This window comes from Streptomyces sp. M41(2017) (assembly GCF_002078175.1).
In the GTDB taxonomy this organism is placed as follows: Bacteria; Actinomycetota; Actinomycetes; order Streptomycetales; family Streptomycetaceae; genus Streptomyces.
Genome location: NZ_MWFK01000002.1, coordinates 1,168,755 through 1,189,342 on the forward strand (window position 1 = coordinate 1,168,755; position 20,588 = coordinate 1,189,342).

Annotated in this window: 16 protein-coding genes; 9 read left to right on the top strand and 7 right to left on the bottom strand. The window is 72.5% G+C overall.

The genetic code is table 11. The features are described from left to right. Positions 1-37: 37 nt before the first annotated feature. Positions 38-460 carry an SseB family protein gene (locus B0675_RS30795; protein ID WP_081222885.1) on the bottom strand — a complete coding sequence of 141 codons (423 nt, stop codon included), beginning with the start codon at positions 458-460 and terminating at the stop codon, positions 38-40. A 228-nt stretch (positions 461-688) separates the two neighbouring features. Next, complete coding sequence (locus B0675_RS30800) at positions 689-3,658, bottom strand: carbohydrate binding domain-containing protein (RefSeq protein WP_081222886.1); 2,970 nt, start codon at positions 3,656-3,658, stop codon at positions 689-691. 208 nt (positions 3,659-3,866) lie between these two features. Between B0675_RS30800 and B0675_RS30805 the strand changes: the two genes are divergently transcribed. The 3 genes from B0675_RS30805 to B0675_RS30815 all read left to right on the top strand — a co-directional run bounded on the left by B0675_RS30805 (position 3,867) and on the right by B0675_RS30815 (position 7,056). Next, complete coding sequence (locus B0675_RS30805) at positions 3,867-5,132, top strand: alpha-L-fucosidase (RefSeq protein ID WP_081223977.1); 1,266 nt, start codon at positions 3,867-3,869, stop codon at positions 5,130-5,132. A 203-nt stretch (positions 5,133-5,335) separates the two neighbouring features. Then, positions 5,336-6,325, top strand: a complete 990-nt coding sequence (locus B0675_RS30810; protein ID WP_241540111.1) for a permease — start codon at positions 5,336-5,338, stop codon at positions 6,323-6,325. Beyond that, a complete protein-coding gene (locus B0675_RS30815) occupies positions 6,322-7,056 on the top strand; it encodes a TIGR03943 family protein (RefSeq protein WP_081222888.1) in 735 nt (244 codons plus the stop codon). Before B0675_RS30810 ends, B0675_RS30815 begins: the two co-directional genes overlap by 4 nt. A gap of 22 nt (positions 7,057-7,078) precedes the next feature. Here the strand turns inward: B0675_RS30815 and B0675_RS30820 are convergent, their stop codons facing one another. Next, positions 7,079-7,852, bottom strand: a complete 774-nt coding sequence (locus B0675_RS30820; RefSeq protein ID WP_081222889.1) for a TetR/AcrR family transcriptional regulator — start codon at positions 7,850-7,852, stop codon at positions 7,079-7,081. A 273-nt stretch (positions 7,853-8,125) separates the two neighbouring features. Here B0675_RS30820 and B0675_RS30825 point away from each other — a divergent pair, with 273 nt between their 5' ends. The 4 genes from B0675_RS30825 (at position 8,126) to B0675_RS30840 (ending at position 14,271) form a co-directional block, all read left to right on the top strand. Beyond that, on the top strand, positions 8,126-9,838 hold the full coding sequence (locus B0675_RS30825) for an MFS transporter (RefSeq protein ID WP_081222890.1): 1,713 nt from the start codon (positions 8,126-8,128) through the stop codon (positions 9,836-9,838). A 464-nt stretch (positions 9,839-10,302) separates the two neighbouring features. Then, a complete protein-coding gene (locus B0675_RS30830; protein WP_081222891.1) occupies positions 10,303-11,415 on the top strand; it encodes an aminotransferase class V-fold PLP-dependent enzyme in 1,113 nt (370 codons plus the stop codon). 382 nt (positions 11,416-11,797) lie between these two features. After that, positions 11,798-13,201, top strand: coding sequence for a sulfatase (locus B0675_RS30835; protein WP_081222892.1), 1,404 nt, complete (start codon positions 11,798-11,800; stop codon positions 13,199-13,201). A 122-nt stretch (positions 13,202-13,323) separates the two neighbouring features. Continuing rightward, on the top strand, positions 13,324-14,271 hold the full coding sequence (locus B0675_RS30840; protein ID WP_081222893.1) for a formylglycine-generating enzyme family protein: 948 nt from the start codon (positions 13,324-13,326) through the stop codon (positions 14,269-14,271). A 64-nt stretch (positions 14,272-14,335) separates the two neighbouring features. On the opposite strand, the gene B0675_RS30845 is transcribed toward B0675_RS30840, so the two are convergent. Next, positions 14,336-14,809, bottom strand: coding sequence for an NUDIX domain-containing protein (locus B0675_RS30845; protein ID WP_081222894.1), 474 nt, complete (start codon positions 14,807-14,809; stop codon positions 14,336-14,338). A gap of 48 nt (positions 14,810-14,857) precedes the next feature. Further along, a complete protein-coding gene (gene lnt / locus B0675_RS30850; protein WP_081222895.1) occupies positions 14,858-16,477 on the bottom strand; it encodes an apolipoprotein N-acyltransferase in 1,620 nt (539 codons plus the stop codon). A 302-nt stretch (positions 16,478-16,779) separates the two neighbouring features. Here lnt and B0675_RS30855 point away from each other — a divergent pair, with 302 nt between their 5' ends. Beyond that, complete coding sequence (locus tag B0675_RS30855; RefSeq protein WP_107482947.1) at positions 16,780-17,775, top strand: O-antigen ligase family protein; 996 nt, start codon at positions 16,780-16,782, stop codon at positions 17,773-17,775. A 16-nt stretch (positions 17,776-17,791) separates the two neighbouring features. On the opposite strand, the gene B0675_RS30860 is transcribed toward B0675_RS30855, so the two are convergent. Then, on the bottom strand, positions 17,792-18,337 hold the full coding sequence (locus B0675_RS30860; protein WP_081222897.1) for a hypothetical protein: 546 nt from the start codon (positions 18,335-18,337) through the stop codon (positions 17,792-17,794). 211 nt (positions 18,338-18,548) lie between these two features. Beyond that, positions 18,549-19,334 (bottom strand): aspartate/glutamate racemase family protein, encoded by a 786-nt coding sequence (locus B0675_RS30865; protein ID WP_081222898.1) that lies wholly within the window; start codon positions 19,332-19,334, stop codon positions 18,549-18,551. Positions 19,335-19,392: 58 nt separating this feature from the next. Between B0675_RS30865 and B0675_RS30870 the strand changes: the two genes are divergently transcribed. Next, a complete protein-coding gene (locus B0675_RS30870; protein ID WP_241540060.1) occupies positions 19,393-20,568 on the top strand; it encodes a glycosyltransferase in 1,176 nt (391 codons plus the stop codon). Positions 20,569-20,588 lie beyond the last annotated feature (20 nt).

Genomic DNA, 20,588 nt, shown 5'->3' on the forward strand with positions numbered 1-20,588 from the left:
CCCCGATGCCGCCGGGTGGCCGCGGGCATCCCGGCGTTCAGCCGAGCGGGCGGGCCAGCAGCGTGCGGACGCCCTCCGAGCTGAGGGTCAGACCGTGCGGCGAGCTGGCGTCGATGGTCAGGGCGAGATCGCCCGTCGGCCACTGCGAGGCGAGGGCGCCGAGCGGCACGAGACGGTAGCGGGAGACCGACGGAAGCAGCTCGGCCATCTCCAGTTCGGAGGTGAAGACCGGCACCACCTGTTCGCCGCCCGGCTGGTCCAGGACGGGCAGCGCGACGGCCGTCGGGTCGGCGACGTCCGCGTCCGTGACGTCGTCCGGGACGGGGACCAGCACGTCACTGCCGGCGAGCGTGTTCAGCGCCGCGGTGTCCTGGGTGTTCTCGGCGAGCGTGTTCAGGGCCTCCTGGGCGGGGGTCGCCTCGGCCGCGGTGGGGTGGTGGTTGTTCTGCGGGGTGTCCATGGAAGATCCCTCGTTCGTGGTCGGTGGGTGGCCACCCGGGCGGTTCGCGGTCTTCCCGGGTGCAACGACCGTCGCGTACCCATCGCACACCACGCCATTCATCCTGGCCCCGCCCCATCCGGAATCGGGTGCGCCGATCAGGCCGGTCACGTGGTCGCCCCGGGCGTCCGACACCCGGGGTGACCACGGCCGCGGCCCCTCGGACCGTCCACCGGTCCGGAGTGCCGGCTACTTCAGATAGGGCCCGTCGGCGCCGATCCTGCCGGGACCGTTCAGGACGTACACCCGCAGGTTCCCCTTGCCGGGCGCCGCCACGGACAGGGTGCCGCCGGAGACGGTCTTCACGTCCCCGGTGACGGCGTCCGTGTACGTGCCGTTCGGTATACCGGTGTAGGTGGCCCCGCCGGTGACCGTGACCAGGGCGAAGCTGTCGGTCGAGCCGCTGGTGTAGCGGCGCTTGAAGGCCATCGATCCGGTGATCCCGTCGGTGGAGTACTGACCCGACTGGAGGGCCGGGATCGCCCGGCGGATCCGGTTGAGCCGCTGGAGGTGCTTGACCAGCGGCTGGGCGAGCGTGGTGGCGACCTCACCGCTCGCGGAGGCGACCGTCCCGAAGTCGGAGGCCGTCACACCGCCCGCGAGGTGGTCCCCGTAGTAGGCGCGTCCGGTGCCGGCCAGCGGGCAGGTCGGCCCGCAGTCGATCTGTTTGCCCTTCTGGAACTCGATCTCCGATCCGTAGTACAGCGTGGGGATGCCCCGGAAGGTCCACATCAGGGCCATGTTCTCCGCCCAGGCGTCGGTGCCGCCGCTGTAGCGGGTGCTCGACTTGTTCGGCCCGTAGTCGTGGCTGTCGACGTACACGACGTTGTACGTGGCGTCGTTGACGGAGTCGTCGGAGTCCCTGCCGTTGTTGTAGGCGTTCTGCGCGTCACCGAAGTTCATGTGCATGCGCATGTCGATGATGTTCATCCCGGAGAACTGGCTGCGGTCCGGGGTGTGGTAACTGTTCCCGTTCAGAAAGGCGTTGGCGGAGGCCGGCTGGTTCCCGGTGCCGAGCTGCTCCTCGTAGTCGTACTGCTCGATCGCCGCCTTCTCGTCGTCGGCGCTGTACTCCTTGCGTTCCTTCCAGGTGAAGAACTGCGCGGAGTGGTTCACCGAGCCGCGGTTCCACTTGTCGTTGACGAAGGCGCCCACCTCACCGAAGACGAAGAAGTTCTTCGCCGCGTCCGCGCCGAACCGCTGGGTGACCCGGTCGTGGATGGCCGGGAGGAAGCGGCGGTTCCAGGTGACGCGCGGAATGTGGACGGCCGTGTCGACGCGGAATCCGTCGACGCCCATGTCGATGTACTTGTCGTAGGCGCCGATCAGATAGTTCTGGACGGTGGCGTTCTCGGTGTCGAAGTCGGCGAGGTCCTCGTGCAGCCAGCACGAACGGGAGTCCTCTCCCTCCCAGTTGCCGATCCAGCACTGGTGGTAGTACGCCTTGGGGAACATGCCCGACGTGGGGCTCGGCCACTGGCAGTTGTAGAGCGTGTACCCCTCGGGGCTCTTGCCTCCCGTGGGTTTGCCCCAGTTGAGGCAGGTGTTGCCGGAGGGCTCGGCGGTCGACCACAGGTCGCCGTTGTAGTACGACTTCCCGGACTTGGGCTCGACGGTCAGGCCGTCGTAGTCGAATCCCGCGTTCTTCTCGTCGTAGTACCAGCTCCACTGCGTGTCGCGCACGCCGTAGACGGTCGGCGTGAAGAGGCCCTTGGCACCCCAGCGCGAGCTGTGGTTGTAGACCACGTCCTGGTAGATCTTCATGCCCTTGGCGTGGGCCGCGTTGATCAGGTCCTGGTAGGAGGCGCCGGCCGACTCCAGGCGGGGATCGACCGTGTAGAAGTCGTAGCCGTGATAGCCGTGGTAGTCGTAGTCCGAGCGGTTGAGCACGACCGGCGTGATCCAGACGGCGGAGAAGCCGAGCGCCTTGATGTAGTCGAGTTTGTCGACGAGGCCCTTGAAGTCGCCGCGGAACATGGGGTCGTTGTTCGCCGCGTTGCCCGACTTGACGTCCTGGCTGCCGCCGCGGTCGTTGGACGTGTCGCCGTCGTAGAAGCGGGCCGTGAGGACGAAGTAGATCGGGTCCTTGCGCGGGTCGGTGCCGAGCGGGGTTCCCGCGGCCGGCGCGGGAGCCTTCTCACCCGTCGTGACGGGGGCCGCGGAGGAGGCGGGCGAGGTGTTCCCGGCGGCGTCGACGGCCTTCACCGTGTAGGTGTAGGTGGTCTTCTCCGCCAGTCCCGTGTCGGACCAGACCGTCGAGCCGACGTCGGTGACGACGGTTCCCTCGGTGCCGCCGGTCCGTGTGAGCTGGTACTTCGTCACGGCGGTGTCGTCGCTGGCGGGCTTCCAGCTCACCACGACCGAGGTGCCGGTGGCGCTCGCCGTGACCCCGGTGGGCGTGGTCGGTGCCTGGGTGTCGGGCGCCTGGGCCGCGCACGGGTCGGCGGCTCCGGCCGTGACGGTCCGGTCCTTCACCGTCGTCGTGCCCGAACCGAGCGCGTAGTCGGCGCCGTTGTTGTTGTCCCAGACGCCGTTGCCGTTGTTGAAGGCCGCCTTGAGCGTGGTGGCCGGGCCGAGGTCGACGGTCCTCTTCCACCAGCCGGTGCAGGCCGACTCCATGCCGACGCCGGGGACGGTGGTCCAGGAACCGCCGGTGGGCGCGTAGTGGAGGTTGGCCGTGCTCCAACCGGACGTGGCGGTCGAGTAGTAGACCGTGGCCCGGTTGCCGGTGCCGGTCCCGGTGTCGGCGCACGGATCGCTGTGGGCGACCACGCCGTCCTTGACGGTGACGGTCCCGGTGCCCAGCGCGAAGTTGGTGCCGCCGTTGTTGTCCCAGGTCCCGCTTCCGTCGGTGAAGGTGGCCCGCAGCCCGGCGGCCGAGCCGAGGTCGACGGTCTCCTTCACCCAGTCGGTGCAGGCCGTCTCCATCCGGACGCCGGGCACGGTGGTCCACGAGCCGCCGTCGGGGGCGTAGTGCAGATAGGTGGCGGACCAGTTCTTGGTCTTCGTGTAGTAGAAGACCGTCGTCGTGGCCGAGGCCGCGGACGTCCCCTCCAGGGGGGTGGAGTCCGCGTTCGGTGTGGCGGTCGCGAAGATCCCGGTCACGGCGGCGAGCGCCACCAGGGGTCGCAGCAGGCGGTGTCGGTGTCCGCGTCTCATGGGGCGGTCTCCAATGCGGGCCGGGGGGCGGGGAGTTGCATTGCAAGAACAACCGGCAATTTCCTGAAAGGCTTTGCGGGCGGAAGCTACAGGGACATGACAGAGACGTAAAGACATCGCACAGCGTCCGGAACGCGGGGTGAAAACGGACCAGCGATGGTGACCGAGACCCACGCGCCCGCCGGGGCGCCGCGCCTAGCGTGTGCGCATGCCGATGCAACCCTGGTTCACCGACGCCAAGCTGGGCATCTTCCTCCACTACGGGATCTACGCCGTGGACGGCGTGGCCGAGTCCTGGTCCTTCTACACGGGCGAGGTCACCCACGAGCGGTACATGAAACAGCTCGACGGCTTCACCGCTTCGCACTACGACCCGCGGGCCTGGGCCGACCTCTTCGCCCGCGCCGGCGCCCGCTACGCCGTGCTCACCGCCCGGCACCACGACGGCGTCGCCCTGTGGGACACCGCCCACCACCACCTGGACGTCGCGCGGGACACCCCGGCCGGACGTGACCTGATCGGCGGTTTCGCGGACGCCCTGCGCGCCCGCGACCTCAAGGTGGGCCTCTACTACTCGCACTCCGACTGGAACCACCCCGACTACCCGAGCCTGCGGCCCGTACAGCCGGGAGACGTGCCGCCCAGCCGGTTCTCGCACGCCGAACCCGGTGCGGAGGACCCGGCGGCCTGGGAGCGCTACCTGGCGTACCGCGACGGCCAGGTCGGCGAACTCGTCGACCGCTTCCGCCCCGACCTGCTGTGGTTCGACGGTGAGTGGGAGCGCACCGAGGAGCAGTGGCGGATGCGCGAGCTCGCCGACCTGATCCTCGCGGGCAACCCGGACACCGTCCTCAACGCCCGGATGCTCAGCCACGGCGACTACGCCACTCCGGAACAGGGGGTCCCGCTCCGGGCGCCCGACGGACCGTGGGAGCTGTGCCTGACCGTCAACGGCTCCTGGGGACACCGGCCGGACGACCGCGACTTCAAGTCCGTCGGCCAGTTGGTGCGGTACTTCACGGAGACGATCGGCCTGGGCGGCAACCTGCTGCTCGCCGTCGGCCCCCGCGAGGACGGGACGATCCCCGCGGAGCAGACCGAGCGTCTGGAAGGGCTCGGCGCGTGGATCGCGCGGCACGCCGAGGCCGTGTACGGCACCGTCGCCGGACTGCCCGCCGGGCACCACTACGGTCCGAGCACCCTCTCCGCCGACCGCCGCACCCTGTACCTGGTGTGTTTCGACGCGCCCCGGGAGGCGGTGTCGGTCCGCGGCCTGCGGAACGCGGTGCGCCGGGTGACCGTCCTCGGCACCGGAGGCGAGCTCCGCCATCGCGTGACCGGTGGCCTGCACGCGGTTCCCGGTGTGACCTGGATCGACGCTCCCGCCGCGGAGGACCTGGACGCCCACGCGACGGTGCTGGCCGTCGAGTTGGACGGCGAGCTGGACCTCTACCGGGGCTCGGGACGCGACTGACGGCGGGGAGGCGTAGGGGCCGCGGCGTCCCGGCGCCTCACCGCAAGGTCAAGATTTCCCCTGGTGCGGGCCATGTCGGCGGCCCCGGTGAGACGCTCGGACCGGACCGGCGTATTCACGATGGAGGGGCGAGCGCAGCCGGCGGGCCCCTCCCGACCGGAGGTAGCGCACGCGTGACCATCACCCGACCGGCCCCGCCGCCGGTGCATCCGCACGACGACCCGGAGCAGTCGCCCCGGCAGGGCTGGCACGTCAGTTCTCCCCTGGCCCTGACCATGCTCCTGCTGCTGGTCGTGGCGGCGCAGGGACCGGTCCGGCGGGCGCTGTCCGCGCCGGTCATGCAGAGCTGGATGACGGTGTTCGTCGCCGTGGTCGTCCAGGCGCTCCCGTTCCTGGTCCTCGGCGTGCTGCTGTCGGCGGTCATCGCGGTGTTCGTCCCGCCGTCGTTCTTCGCCCGGGCACTGCCGAAGCGTCCGGCGCTCGCGGTCCCGGTCGCCGGGCTGGCCGGGGCAGTGCTGCCGGGCTGCGAGTGCGCCTCCGTCCCGGTGGCCGGCGCGCTGGTGCGGCGCGGGGTCACCCCGGCGGCGGCTCTCGCGTTCCTGCTGTCCGCGCCGGCGATCAACCCGATCGTCCTGACGGCCACCGCCGTCGCCTTCCCCCGCGACCCGCGGATGGTCCTCGCCCGCTTCGTGGCCAGTCTCCTCGTGGCGTGCGCCATGGGCTGGCTGTGGCAGCGGCTCGGTCGCGCCGACTGGTTGCGGCCCCCGGAGCGGCCCGCGCACGAAGGCCTCGGCAGAGGAGCCGCGTTCTGGGGGTCGGTCCGGCACGACGTGATGCACGCGGGCGGCTTCCTCGTGCTCGGCGCGATGGCCGCCGCCACACTCAAGTCCGTCGTCCCGGCGAGCTGGCTGCACGCCGCGGCCGGGAATCCTGTGGTGTCGGTGCTCGCCCTCGCGGTGCTGGCCGTCCTCCTGTCGATCTGCTCGGAGGCCGACGCCTTCGTGGTGGCCTCCCTGACGCAGTTCTCCTTCACCGCCAAGCTGGCGTTCCTCGTGGTCGGGCCGATGATCGACCTGAAGCTGTTCGCGATGCAGGTGGGCACCTTCGGACGCGGCTTCGCGACCCGGTTCGCGCCCACCACCTTCGCCCTCGCGATCCTCGTGTCCGTACTGGTCGGGGCGGTGCTGCTGTGAACCGGCAGGCGCAGGCCGCGGTGCTGTTCCTGGTCGGCGCGGCGGTGCTGCACGCCGGCGCCACGGATCTCTATCTCCGGTACGTCAAGGCGGGGTTGCGGCCGTTGCTGCTCGCGGCCGGCGTGGTGCTGATCGTCACGGCGCTCGCCACGGTCGGGTACGAGGTGCGCGAGCGGCGGACCGCGTCCGGGAGCGCGGGGGGAGACGGTCACGCGCATCCGCACCGCGAGCCGCGCATCTCCTGGCTCCTGGTCCTGCCACTGCTGGCCCTCATCCTGGTCGCCCCGCCCGCGCTCGGCTCGTACAGCGCGATGCGTACGGGCACGGCGCTGCAGGCGCCGTTCGGATACCCCGCGCTGCCCGCGGGCGACCCGGTGCCGCTGGGCCTGGTCGACTACGCGGGCCGGGCGGCGTACGGGCACGGACACACGCTCGGCGACCGGCGGGTCAGGATCACCGGGTTCGTCGCACTCGACCACGCGGGCACCCCGTATCTCGTCCGCATGGCCCTCAACTGCTGTGCCGCCGACGCCCAGCCGGTCAAGATCGGGCTGTCCGGACGGATTCCGCCCGTGCTCCAGCCCGACGCCTGGCTGGAGGTGACCGGCACCTACAGCAGCAGGCGGACGAAGGATCCCGTGAACGGCGGCATCATCCCGTTCCTCGACGTGAGCACCGCCCGACCGGTCCCTGCGCCGCGTGATCCGTACGACGAGAGCTGGAACAACTGACCCCGCTCCCCCGCCTGTCCGCTCAGGCCGCCGGATCCGGCAGATAGCTCGCCAGGCCGCGCAGGATGATCTCCAGGCCGATGTCGAACCGCTCGTCGGAGGAGTCCGTCACCATGACGCCGGCCAGAGCGCGCAGATGGGGGAAGTCGGCGGCGGGCAGGGAGGCGAAGTAGTTCTGCATCTCGTCGGCCATCTCACGCCAGTCGGGCCGGGCCGGGGAGGAGGTGCCGGAGCTCTGCTGCGCGGCCCGGTCCCGCCACATGCCCTCCTCCAGCACGAATCCGTCGATGTACGTCGAGATGAGGTCACCGGCCTCCGCCGCGATGCGGTCGGGCAGTCCGGCGGTACGGAACACGGCGAGCAACGCCTCGACGTGCGGGAGCAGTTCGGCGGTGAAGGGCACGTGGGCCATGGAGATCCTCGCCATGTCCCGGTGCGACAGCAGGCGTCGACGCCCCGCGCGGGCGTACTCCCGTACCTCCTCCTGCCAGCGTTCCGGATCGGCCTCGGGCGGCTCGAAGCCGTCGAAGAGCCGGGTGTACATGAGTTCCAGGAGGTCGTCCTTGGAACTGACATGGGCGTAGAGGGCGGAGACCGTGACGCCCAGCTCGGCGGCCACCTGCCGCATCGACAGGCCGTCGAGCCCCTGGCGGTCCAGCACGGTGAAGGCCGCTTCGACGACGCGCTCGCGTGACAGCGGTGTGCGCGCGGGGGTGACGCGGGCACGGGCCGGACGCTCGCGCTCCCAGGGGGACGGCGGAGGCTGTTCGGGGGTGCCGGCGGCCGCGTCGCTCATGAGGACAGTCTAGGCGTCGGGAGAGCGGTGTTCTCTCCGGGTGAGCAGTGTTCTCCCGGAGATACGCGATATATCTTCTCTGCGCCCTCCCGTTGCGCTATATCTTAATGAACGCCGTTCTCTCGGTGAGCACCGTTCTGTTAGGGTGAACAGTGTTCTCCGGTGTTCGGTCGCCCTTCCGCGCGCCCGCCAGGGAGCCAGGGAGTCGCCTTCCGTCCGTCCCGCCGCGCGTGCCGATCGTCTCCGCGCGCGGTCCCTCTTCGAGGAGTTCCGATGTCCACCACCGGTGTCGCGTCCGCCGAGACGCCCATCGACTCACCAGCGCCCTACCGTTGGCGCTGGGCTGCGCTCTTCGTGATCCTCGCGGCCGAGGTGATGGACCTCCTCGACGCCGTCGTCACGAACATCGCGGGCCCCTCCATGCGGGCCGATCTCGGAGGCGGAGCCTCCACACTGCAGTGGCTGGCCGCCGCGTACACCCTGTCGATGGCGGTCGGGCTGGTGACCGGCGGACGGCTCGGCGACATCCACGGGCGCCGCCGGATGTTCCTGGTGGGAGCCGCCGGGTTCACGCTGGGTTCGCTGCTCTGCGCGATATCCGTGTCTCCGGAGATGCTGATCGGCGCGCGCGTCGTGCAGGGCCTGTTCGGCGCGGTGATGCTGCCGCAGGGCCTCGGCATGATCAAGGAGATGTTCCCGCCGAAGGAGTCGCAGAAGGCCTTCGGCATGTTCGGTCCGGTCATGGGTCTGTCCGCGGTGTGCGGGCCGATCCTGGCGGGCTGGCTGGTCGACGCCGACTACTTCGGCACCGGCTGGCGCATGATCTTCCTGATCAACCTTCCGCTGGGTGCCGCCGCCATCGCCGGCGCCCTGCGCTACCTGCCGAAGGGCCGCTCCGAGACCACACCGCGCCTCGACATCCCCGGCATGCTCCTGGTCTCCCTGGGCGCGCTGCTCATCATCTTCCCGCTGGTCCAGGGCCGTGAGTACGACTGGCCCCTGTGGACGTTCGCGATGATGGCCGCCTCCGTCGTCGTCTTCGCGGTCTTCGCGCGGTACGAGTCGCACCGCAGCAGCTCCGGACAGGACCCGCTGGTCGTCCCCAGCCTCTTCCGCAAGCGCGGCTTCAGCGGCGGCATGATCCTCGGGCTCGTCTTCTTCTCGACGATGCAGGGCTTCATGCTGGTGTTCAACCTGTACACCCAGATCGGCCTCGGCTACTCGCCGCTCAAGGCCGGCCTGGTGATGGTGCCCTGGTCGGGCGGCATGATCGTCGGCTTCGGACTCGCGCAGGGCGTCGTCCGGTTCGGACGAGCCGTGCTGCAGGCGGGTGCGCTGGTCATGGCGCTCGGCGTGTTCGGCGTCTGGCTGACCCTCGACCAGGCGGGATCCGGCGTCGGCCCCTGGCAGCTGCTGCCGTCGCTGCTCGTCACCGGCATCGGGATGGGCCTGCTCATGGCGCCGTTCTTCGACATCGTCCTCGCCAGCGTCGAGCAACACGAGACGGGTTCGGCGTCCGGCACGATGACCGCGGTGCAGCAGCTCGGCGGCGCCTTCGGCGTGGCCGTCCTCGGCACCGTGTTCTTCGGCCTGCTGGGCGGCGGGATCGCCACGGCCGTCGACCACCGCTCGGACGACCTTCGCGGCCGGCTGACCGCGGCGCACGTCGCGCCCGGCGCGCAGGACCGCATCGTGGCGGACCTGCGCCGCTGCGCCGCCGACCGGGCCACCGCAAAGGACCCGTCCGCGAATCCGGCGTCCTGCGCACTGCTGACGAAGGAGACACGGTCCGCGGTGACCTCGTCCGAGGCGGGTGCCCGTGTGCCCGCCGCGCTGGAGGCCACCGCGTCGTCGGCCTTCCGCAGCGGCTTCGGCTCGGTGATGCAGACGGTGCTCTGGATCGTCGACGGCATGCTCGCCCTGACCTTCCTGCTCGCGTTCCTCCTGCCGCGCCGTGCCCGCCCCGAGGAGTCCGCCGGTCACTGAACCGACCGGACGCCAGGGCGGACGGGACGGCCCGAGACCTCTTCGGAGGGGTCTGGGGCCGTCCCGTCCGCTGTGGTCGTGCGGCGCGCGGTGGACGTCCCGGCCGCGCACCGGCCCGTCGCCCGGAGACCGCTGGGCCGCCGGGCCCACCCCGCTCGCGACGCCGAGTGCGCGCCCTCCCGCGGGCCCCGTCGCCCCGACGCCGGGGCGGGGCCGCGGTGCCCCTCACGCGTCCCCGTTCCCGCGTGACGCACGGCTGTTGCGGGGCACGGCACCCGGGCTTCCGGCGTCCGACACCGTTCACCCCGGTCAGGTCCTCGCGGGATGCGCCGCGTACCGTTCGAGCAGGCAGAACGGCACGGGCTGGAGTCCGTGAGCGGGACCACGCACCGCCGGCCGCCCGGCACCCCGCCCGGACGTACCTGCCGTCACCCGACCCGCACCCTCCCGGAAGGACGAACCCCGTGCTCACGTCGTACGCGGACCACTTCGACACGCCTGCCGGATATCTCGACTTCGCACGGTTCGGGCCGCCCTCGCGTGACGTCGTCGGCGCGACCGCCCGGGCGCTGGAGGAGTCCGCCCGCGCCGACCACACCACCGTGGACGGCCTGATGCGCGCGGAGGTGGTCGCGCGGGACACGGCCGCCCGGCTCGCCGGGACCGACGGCCGGCACACGGTGCTCCTGCCGAACGCCTCCACCGGACTGTTCCACGCCGCTCTCGGGATCCGCGAGGGCGTGGTCCTCACCCCGCGCACCGACTTCCCCGCCAACCACTATCCCTGGCGGCGCAGCGCCGACCTGGGCCGGGCGACACCGCGCTGGCTCGATCCCGCGAACGGCGGGGGCGTCACCCCCGACCTGGTCCGGGCCGCGCTGACCGACGACGTCGTCGCCCTGTCCGTCAGCGCCGTGGACTTCCGTACCGGCTTCCGTGCCGACCTCGCCGCGCTGCGCGAGGCGATCGGACCGGACCGGCTGCTGATCGTGGACGCCATCCAGGCGTTCGGGGTGGCCCGGATGGCCTGGGACGCCGCCGACGTCGTGGTCGCGGGCGGCCAGAAGTGGCTGCGCGCGGGCTGGGCCACCGGCTTCGCCGCGCTGTCCGATCGCGCGCTGGAGTCCCTGGAGCCGGTGCTCACCGGCTGGACGGGAGTCGAGGACGTCGGCGTCTTCGACGGGACGGAGCACCTGCCCGCCAGGGACGCGCGACGGTGGTCCATCACCAACCTCAGCCCGGTGACGGCCGCCGCCTTCGCGACGGCTCTCGGCCTCGTCGAGCGGTACACGGTCGGGGCGATCGAGGGCGCGATCGCCCTGCGGGTCGCCGAGTTGGCCGAGGCCGTCGAGGAGCACGGCGGTCGCGTCCTCTCCCCCGCCGACCCGGCACGGCGTGCGGGCGTCCTCGCCTTCACGATGCCGGACCACGATCCCGCCGTCGTCGCGAAGGCGCTGCACGCGGAGGGTGTCACGCCGACGGTGCGCGCCGACTCCCTCCGGTTCTCCCCGCACGCCTCGACACCTCCGGAGGCCCGCGCACGGGTAGCCGCCGCACTGGCGTCGCTGCGCGACTGAACGCGGCGGGCCCGTGACCGGAACGGATCGCCCGGCGGCGCCCGACGACCGGTCCGTCCGTCCCTGCCCCCCGACTTCGGCCGGGCTCCGCGTGGTTGCGCGGCGGACCGGCCCCTCGGCGCGGACGCCTTCGTCCGGCGTTCCCGTCCCGCCCTCCACGACGCACCCCGCCCGTCTCCCTGTGCGTCCGGCGGATTACTGCGCGCACATGAAATGCCTGTGACGGCGCTCCGGCCGCCATTGCTCACGACGCTCACCCGCTCCTAGGTTCACTCCGGCAGGCCCTGGTGCGGACGCGCCCCGGCGGCACCGCCCCGTTCCTCCCTCCTCTGTCGTACTCCGCGTGCGCTTTCGCGAGCGCACCTTCAGAAGGGTTTCCACCATGAGCCGGAGCGACCAGCCCGACCTCGGACGCCGGGGGTTCCTCGCCGGCGCCACCGCCGTCGCGGCAGCCGCCACCGTCCCCACGCTCGCTGCCCGCGCCGAGGCCGCCACGGCCGCGGCGGCGAGCCGTCCCAACATCCTGGTGATCCTCACCGACGACCAGCCGCTGCACACCGAATGGGCCACGCCCAAGACGCTGAGCTGGCTGGTGGACGGCGGTGTCGAGTTCACCCGGGGGCACGTCGCCACCCCGCTCTGCGCACCGTCGCGTTCGTCGATCTTCAGCGGCCGGCACGCCCGTCACCACGGCGTCCGGGACAACAGCAGCCCGTACAACCTGGACCAGTCGACCACCGTCCAGCGCCATCTCCAGCAGGCCGGATACCGGACCGGGCTCTTCGGGAAGTACCTGAACGCCTGGAGCAACAAGGACAACCCTCCGCACTTCGACGAGTGGCTGCTGTCGGCTCCGGTGACGTACAACGACGGGACCTACAACGACAACGGAACGGTCCGCACCCTGCCCGGCTACACGACCGGCGTGATCCGGGACCGGGCGCTCCAGTTCCTGGACAAGGCCGCCACCGACCACCGCCCGTGGTTCGCGTTCGTGGCGCCCAAGGCACCGCACGGCCCGAACACGCCGGAACCGAAGTACGCGAACACTCCGGTGCCCGCCTGGAACGGCCGGCCCTCGGTGCCGGAGGCGGACCGCAGCGACAAGCCGGACTACGTCCAGAACGCCGACCGCACGCTCGCCGACGGCCAGACCGTACGCCGCAACCAACTGCGCACGCTGCTGTCCGTCGACGACGCGGTCCAAGCGCTGCACGACAAGCTCGCCGACCTCGGACAGTTGCAGAACACCCTGGTCTTCTACCTCGGCGACAACGGCTACAGCTGGAGCGACCACGGCTGGGGCGCCAAGTCGGTGCCCTACCGTCCCGCTGTGGAAGTGCCGTTCTACGTGTCGTGGCCGGCCGGCGGGCTCGGCGCGGGCACCACCGACGACCGGCTGGCGGCGAACATCGACGTCGCACCGACCATCCTGGACGCGGCCGGTATCGCACCGAGCCCGCTGCACGACGGCCGGTCGCTGCTCGGCACGGCGAGCCGCGACCACCTGCTCATCGAGTGGTGGCACCGCAACCCCGGCGGAAACCCGCACACCTGGTCCTCCTACAAGAGCGCCACCGAGCAGTACACCGAGTACTACGCACTGCACACCGACGGCTCCGGGCAGGAGGCGGGCACCGGCGAGGTGCTGTTCCGCGAGTACTACGACCTGGTGAACGACCCGTACCAGCTCACCAACCTGCTGTACGGGGCCACCCCCGCCGACGAACGGCGCCTGGGCATCCCGGCCCTGGCCGCCCAGCTCGCCGCGGACCGGGCGGCCTGACCTGCCGGTGTGGTGGTGCGGCGGGCGCCCGCCGCACCACCACACCGGCCCGCGACCCCGCCACCGGTGACCGTCCCTCACCGTCCGCCGTCCGCCGTCCGCCGTCCGCCCCGGGAGACTCCATGAACAGCGCTCCTCGCCCGTCCTGCTGCGCCCCGGCCCGGGGACCCCTCGATCTGCTGCCCCCGGAGCCTCGGCCGGCCGCCGACGGCCCGGCCGCCCGAAGGGCCCGCAAAGCCCTCACTCCGCTGCCCGGCGGAACGTTCCTGATGGGCAGCGACGACCCCGACGCCGTGCCCGCCGACGGCGAGGGGCCCGTGCGCGAGGTGACGGTCGGCGCCTTCTCCGTCGCCCCCGCGACGGTCAGCAACGCCGAGTTCGCGACCTTCGTCAACGCCACCGGCCATGTCACCGAGGCGGAACGCTTCGGGTTCTCGTACGTCTTCGCGGGCTTCCTGAGCGCGGAGCTCCAGGCCTCGTCCCCGCCGGTCCCCGGCACTCCGTGGTGGCGGGCGGTGCCCGGAGCGAGCTGGCGGGCGCCCCGAGGACCCGGTTCACGCTTCCTCGACGTGCAGCAACACCCGGTCGTGCACGTCTCCTGGAACGACGCGACGGCCTACTGCGCCTGGTCGGGAACCCGGCTGCCGACGGAGGCGGAGTGGGAGTACGCGGCACGCGGCGGTCTGGAGCGGAAGCGCTATCCCTGGGGCGACGAACTGGCGCCGCGCGGCCGGGAGATGCTCACCATCTGGCAGGGCGACTTCCCGCGGGCCGACCCGGGCGGCCACAACGGCACCACCGCGGTCCGCTCGCACCGGCCCAACGGCTTCGGCCTCTACAACACGGTCGGCAACGTGTGGGAGTGGTGCGCCGACTGGTTCAGCCCCGACTTCCACCGCACCGGCCCCCGCTCGTCGCCCGTGGGGCCGACGCACGGCACGGCGCGGGTCATGCGCGGTGGCTCCCACCTGTGCCATGTCTCGTACTGCAACCGCTACCGGGTCGGCGCGCGCAGTTCCAACACCCCGGACAGCTCGACCGGCAACACCGGCTTCCGGGTGGCCCGCTGAGAGGCGTCGCACGGGGTCGGCCGCGGCGGTGGTCCGACCGGCGCGGCGGTGCCCGCCGCGGGCGTCAGGTCGCGGGCTCGAACCAGGTCGGCCCGTCGAGCAGGGCATGCTTGATCCTCAGGAGGGCGTGCTCACTCAGCTCCGGCAGGGCGTCCACGGCGAACCAGCCGACCTGGAGCGACTCGTCGTCATTGACGCGGGCCTCACCGCCGACGGCGCGGCAGCGGAAGGTGGTGTCCATGAACTGGCAGACGTCGCCGTTGTCGAAGGTGATCTGCTCGCCCGCCTGGACCAGGACGACGCGCTCGACCTCGATGTGCACGGCCGTCTCCTCGTACACCTCGCGCACGGCGCACGCGGCGGGCTGCTCGCCCGGCTCCGGCATACCGGAGATGAGGGCCCACCGGCCGTTGTCGGAACGCTGCCCCAGCAGCACTCTGCCCTCGTCGTCGAAGACGACGGTGCTCACTCCGGGGAGCCAGAGGAGCTGGTGGCCGGCGGAGGCCCGGATCGCGAGGATGAAGTCGGGAGTAGCCATGGCCCCGACCCTAACCGCGCGCCCGGGCTCTCCCGGAGGCGACCCGGATCAGCGCTGCGCTGCGGTGTTCCGCCGGCCGCGCAGCACCGTCGCGGCGCCCCATCCGAGACCGCCGGCGGCGACCAGCACCAGGAGCATCTCCGGGACGATCCCGAGCTCGGTGGCCGGGGTCCGGGAGGAGCGCAGCGGCACCTTCTGGACCAGGGAGTCGGCGACGAACATGCCGGTCTTCTGGGTGATCCGCCCGTCGGGCATGATCACGGCGCTGACACCGCTCGTGACGGGCACGGTGACGGTACGGCTGTGCTCGACGGCCCGGACACGGGACATGGCGAGCTGCTGGTAGGTCATCTCGCTGCGGTCGAAGGTGGCGTTGTTGCTGGGCACCGAGATGATCTGGGCGCCGTCGGTCACGGTGCTGCGCACGGCCCAGTCGAAGGCCGCCTCGTAGCAGGTGACCAGGCCGACCCGGGTGCCGTTCATGGTGAAGACGCCCGCCTCGGTGCCCCGGCTGAAGTCCTGGCGGACCATGGTCGTCCAGTCCTTGTTGATGGCGCCGAGCAGCGAGCGCATCGGCAGGTACTCGCCGAAGGGCTGGATCTGCCGCTTGTCGTACGTGTCCTGCGGACCCTTGACCGGGTCCCAGAGGATCTGCTCGTTGTAGAGCTTGCCGTCGCGCTCGACGACGCCGCCGACCGAGATGGGGGCGCCGATCGCGCGGGCCGCCTCGTCGATCACGGCGCGGGCGTCGGCGTTGGCGAAGGGGTCGATGTCGGAGGAGTTCTCGGGCCACAGGACCAGTTGGGGCCGGGCGACCTTGCCCGCCTTGACCTCGGCGGCCAGTCGTTCGGTCTCCCGCACGTGGTGGTCGAGGACCGCCCGCCGCTGGGAGTTGAAGTCCAGCCCGGCGCGCGGGACGTTGCCCTGGATGAGCGCGACGGTCGCGGTGCCGTCCTCGGCCTTGTCGCTGACGAGGGTGCGGGCGGCCAGCGCTCCGACGACGGGGACGGCGACGCTCAGCAGGGCCGCGGCCGCCGCGCCCCGGCGCAGGACCCGGGTGCCGCGGGCCTCGACGGCGAGCCGGACGAGTTCGTAGAGGCCGAATCCGCAGAGCACGACGGCGAAGCCGAGCACCGGGGTGCCGCCGAGCGCGGCGAGGGGCAGGAAGACGCCGTCGGCCTGGCCGAACGCGATCTTCCCCCAGGGGAACCCGCCGAAGGGAGCACGCGCGCGTGCCGCCTCCCCGGCGATCCAGACGGCCGCCGCCCACACCGGCCACGCGGGCAGCCGGGAGACAAGTCCGATGCCGGCGCCGACGAGCGCCACGTACGCCGCCTCCACCACGACGAGCGCGATCCACGGGCCGGGACCGACCTCGACGCCCGTCCACACGAGCAGGGGCAGCAGGAATCCGAGGCCGAACAGGTAGCCGAGGCCGAGAGAGGCCTTCCAGGAGCGGCCGCGCAGGGTCCAGCCGAAGACCGCGAAGGCGGGCAGGGCCAGCCACCAGAGCGTCCGTGGCGGGAAGCTGACGTACAGCAGCACGCCGGAGAGCGCCGCGGCGGCGGCCGGGACGAGACGGCGGACCAGAACGGCCCCGCGCGAGGCGGGCGCGGCCTGGGGTTCGAGCTGTTCCGGCTCGTCTACGGTGGTTGCGGTGGCGGTCACTCCGGGAGTGTACGGCGGCTGACCTGGGGGCCGACAGCTCGGTCCGCCGGACCCCAGGGGGTGGGACGGTGCTCCGTGGACGGCCGTGCCGTCGGATGCAGCAACGTTCCTGCACAACTTCTCCCCAAAGCGGCACATCAGCCGTTACGGTGTGCCCGAGCCTCTGACGTGCGGCCTGTCCCGGTGACGGCGCCCGAGGTCCGACGACGCCGGGGGGCGACGGGGTGGGTTCCACGGGGACGGCGGCCGCGACGGACGCCTCGGTCACGGCGGAGAGACGCAGCGGGTCCGACGCGGCGGGCATGGCCGTTCTCGCGGCCTGTGCGGCCTGGTCGCTCATCACGGCGGCCGCGCACGACGGCCGGCCCGAGGGTGTGCTGCTCGCGGTGCTCGCCGTGACCGCGGGCTACGCCTCGGGGCGGATCCTCGGCGTGCTCCTGCCGGTCGCCGCGCCCTGCGCGGGAGCACTCACCGGTCTCGGCCTCGCCATCGCCACACCCGGCCCGCAGATCAGCCTGCACCTCGGTCACAGCGGAGCGACCGCCGCGCTGCTGACCCTCTCCTGCGGTGCCGCGTGCTGCGCCGCCTGGGCGGCCCGCCCGCCCGGCCTGCGGCTCGCGCTCCACCTGCTGGCGGCGGTGATCGCGGTGACGGCGGCGCTGCTCGGTTCGGTCACCGGTCTCGTCACCTGTACCGGGGTCCTGCTGTGCTCGCTCGCCGCCGCGCGGGTACGCCGTCGCGCGGTCGGCCTCGGGGGGTTCGCGGCCGCGGCCGTGGTGGTGACCGGGGCTGCCTGGGCGATCGGCGAGGACGCGCTGCCCGACGGTCCGACGGCCGCGCTGCAGGGCCGGCTCACCGGCCACCGGATGCTGCTCTGGCAGGACGCGCTGCGCATGGTCCGGGCCGATCCCGTGCTGGGGGTCGGGCCGGGGCGGTACGGCGATCTCAGTCCCACGGTCGCCCGGTCGCTGCTGCCGGACGGCAAAGCCCACTCCGCGCCCCTCCAGCAGGCGGCGGAGCAGGGACTGATCGGCGTGGCCCTGCTCGCGGCGGCGTTCTGCTGGATGCTCTACGCGCTCCTGCGCAGTCCGCGCTCCACGCCGATCGCGCTGACGGCGGGCGCGGCGCTCACGGCACTGGCGGTGATCGCGTCGATCGGCAACGCGCTCAGCTTCATGACGGTCACGGCCGGGGCCGGACTGCTCGCGGGCCTCGCCACCGCCCGCCCGCTCGGCTCCCACGAACCGGACGATTCCGTCGGCGCGATCGCGCGTCCGGCGGATGAGCCGGAACCCTGAGCGCCTCGGCAGGGCGTCAGCGCACCGCGCCGGACGCGCCGGGCCTCAGGTGGTCGCGGATGATCCGTACCGCCGCTTCGGCGTTGTCCACGGTGATGGTGAAGGTGTGGCCGTCGCCCAGGCGCAGCACGACGCCCTCACCGCGGCGGACGATGACGGCGGTTCCCTGCTCGGGTCGCCATCGGTAGCCCCAGCCGCCCCACTGGCGCGGGGTGACCTGGGGGGCGAAGTCGGCGCCGACGACGGTCGACAGGGGGATGCGGCGACGCGGGAGCCCTATGTGACCGCACCGGACTTCCAGGCAGTCCTTGTCCACCTTCACGGCGACATGCACGAACGCGAGCGTGCCGAACAGGATGAGCAGTCCGGCCGCGATGCAGCCGACCACGGACATGATCAGCGGGGCGGTGCCCGAGGTCCAGCCGGAGTCGACCGCCAGCTCGATCCCGAGAGCCAGGCAGGCCACACCGCCGAGGGCGGGCAGCAACTGGACGCGGTTCCTCGCGCGACCGGTCCAGAGCTCCGGCAGCGGGATGGTTTTGCCGTGGGGGTGGTCCCTCATACGTATGAGACTACTCAGGTTCCGCTGAGCGGGCACCGGGTCGCGGAGCGTTACTCCCCCGGGTGGGCGATCCACCCGCCGACGGCTTCGTCATGGTGACGGCGCGTGCCGGTACCGGGGGTGTCCACCCGGGTACCACCGGTGTCCAGGGCGTGTGCCCATCAGGTGCGCGGCATAGATGTGCGCGCGGACCCGGCGCGGCAGTCGTCACTCAGTGTGCCGGGCTGACCGCCGCGAGGATGCGGCCTTCCTCATAGGTGAGGGCGGTCGCGGGCAGAGCGCCCTCCTGGCCGGACAGCAGCACCGTGACCGTGGAGCGGGCGGGCGCCGCGGGGTCGGGTCCGGCGCCGATCCGGCGCAGCGCCTGCGCGGCGACCGCGCCGGCCGAGCCGTGCAGGACCAGGGGCGGGAGATCCGGGCGCTGCACGGCCGCGCGGATGCGTTCGGCGACCAGTTCGTAGTGGGTGCAGCCGAGGACGACGGCCCGCACATCCTGGGGGGTGCGCGCCGCAGCAGCGGCAATCGCCGCGTCGACGGCCGCTTCGTCGGCGTGCTCCACCGCGTCCGCGAGCCCGGGACAGGCGACCTCGGTGACCTCGACGTCCCCGGCGAACTCCGCGATGAGTCCGCGCTGGTAGGGGCTGCCGGTGGTGGCGGGCGTGGCCCAGATCGCGACGGGTCCGCCGCCCGCGGCGGCGGGCTTGATCGCGGGGACGGTGCCGATGACGGGCACGTCCGGCTCCAGCCGGGCGCGCAACGCCGGCAGGGCGCGGACCGAGGCGGTGTTGCAGGCGACGATCAGGGCGGCGGGCCGGTGCAGTGCGGCGGCCTCGGCGACGGCCAGGGCGCGGGCGGTGACGTCCTCCGGGGTGCGCGGTCCCCACGGCATGCTGCCGGGGTCCGAGGAGAGGACGAGATCGGCGTCGGGCCGCAGTCGGCGCACCGCCGCGGCAGCAGCGAGCAGGCCGATTCCGGAGTCCATGAGCGCGATCTTCACCCGGTCACCATAGACGATCCGCCCCGGACGCCTTCCGCCGTGGGGCAGACTGCGGCGGGTGGACGCCCTCGTGTGGATCGCCGTCGGATCGCTGCTCGCCTGGCTGTGGCTGCTGCTCGGCCAGGGCTTCTTCTGGCGGACGGACGTCCGGCTGCCCGCGCGCGAGGCGCCGGCCGAGTGGCCCTTCGTCTGTGTCGTGGTGCCGGCCCGGGACGAGGCCGGCGTGCTGCCCGAGAGCCTGCCCTCGCTCCTCGCCCAGGACTATCCGGGACGGGCCGAGGTGTTCCTCGTCGACGACGGCAGTTCGGACGGCACCGGAGAGCTGGCCCTCGACCTGGCGCGGCGGCACGGCGGTCTGCCGCTCACCGTCGGCTCGCCGGGCGAACCTCCGGCGGGCTGGACCGGCAAACTGTGGGCCGTGCGCCACGGCATCGGCCTGGCCCGCGCGCGGGGTCCCGAGTACCTCCTGCTGACGGACGCGGACATCGCGCACGAGCCGGGAAGCCTGCGGGAGTTGGTGGCGGCCGCCCGTACCGGGGGCTTCGACCTGGTCTCCCTCATGGCCCGGCTGCGCGTGGAGAGCGTGGGGGAACGCCTCGTGGTGCCGGCGTTCGTCTACTTCTTCGCTCAGCTCTATCCGTTCCGCCGGATCGCGGTGGACGGGGCGCGGACGGCGGCCGCGGCGGGCGGCTGCGTGCTGCTGCGCGCGGACGCCGCCGAGCGGGCGCGGATCCCGGACGCGATCCGGCACGCCGTCATCGACGACGTGGCACTCGCCAAGGCGGTCAAGCGCGGCGGCGGCCGGATCTGGCTGGGCCTGGCCGACCGGGTGGACAGCGTGCGCCCGTATCCGCGGCTGCGCGATCTGTGGCGCATGGTCTCGCGCAGCGCGTACGCGCAGCTGCGGCACAGTCCGACGCTGCTCGCCGGGACGGTCGCCGGACTCGCGCTCGTGTACCTGGTGCCGCCGGTCGCCCTGCTGGCGGGACTCGTCACGGGCGCCGACCGGGCGGCGGCGGCCGGAGGGCTCGCCTGGGCCCTGATGGCGGCGACGTATCTGCCGATGCTCCGCTACTACCGGCAGTCCCCGTGGCTCGCTCCGCTGCTGCCGGTGACGGCGTTCCTCTATCTCCTCATGACGGTCGACTCGGCGGTGCAGCACTACAGGGGACGCGGGGCCGCGTGGAAGGGCCGCACCTACGCGCGGCCCGACACCGCCCTCGACGAGGGCTGACGGACGTCCGGACGGCGCCG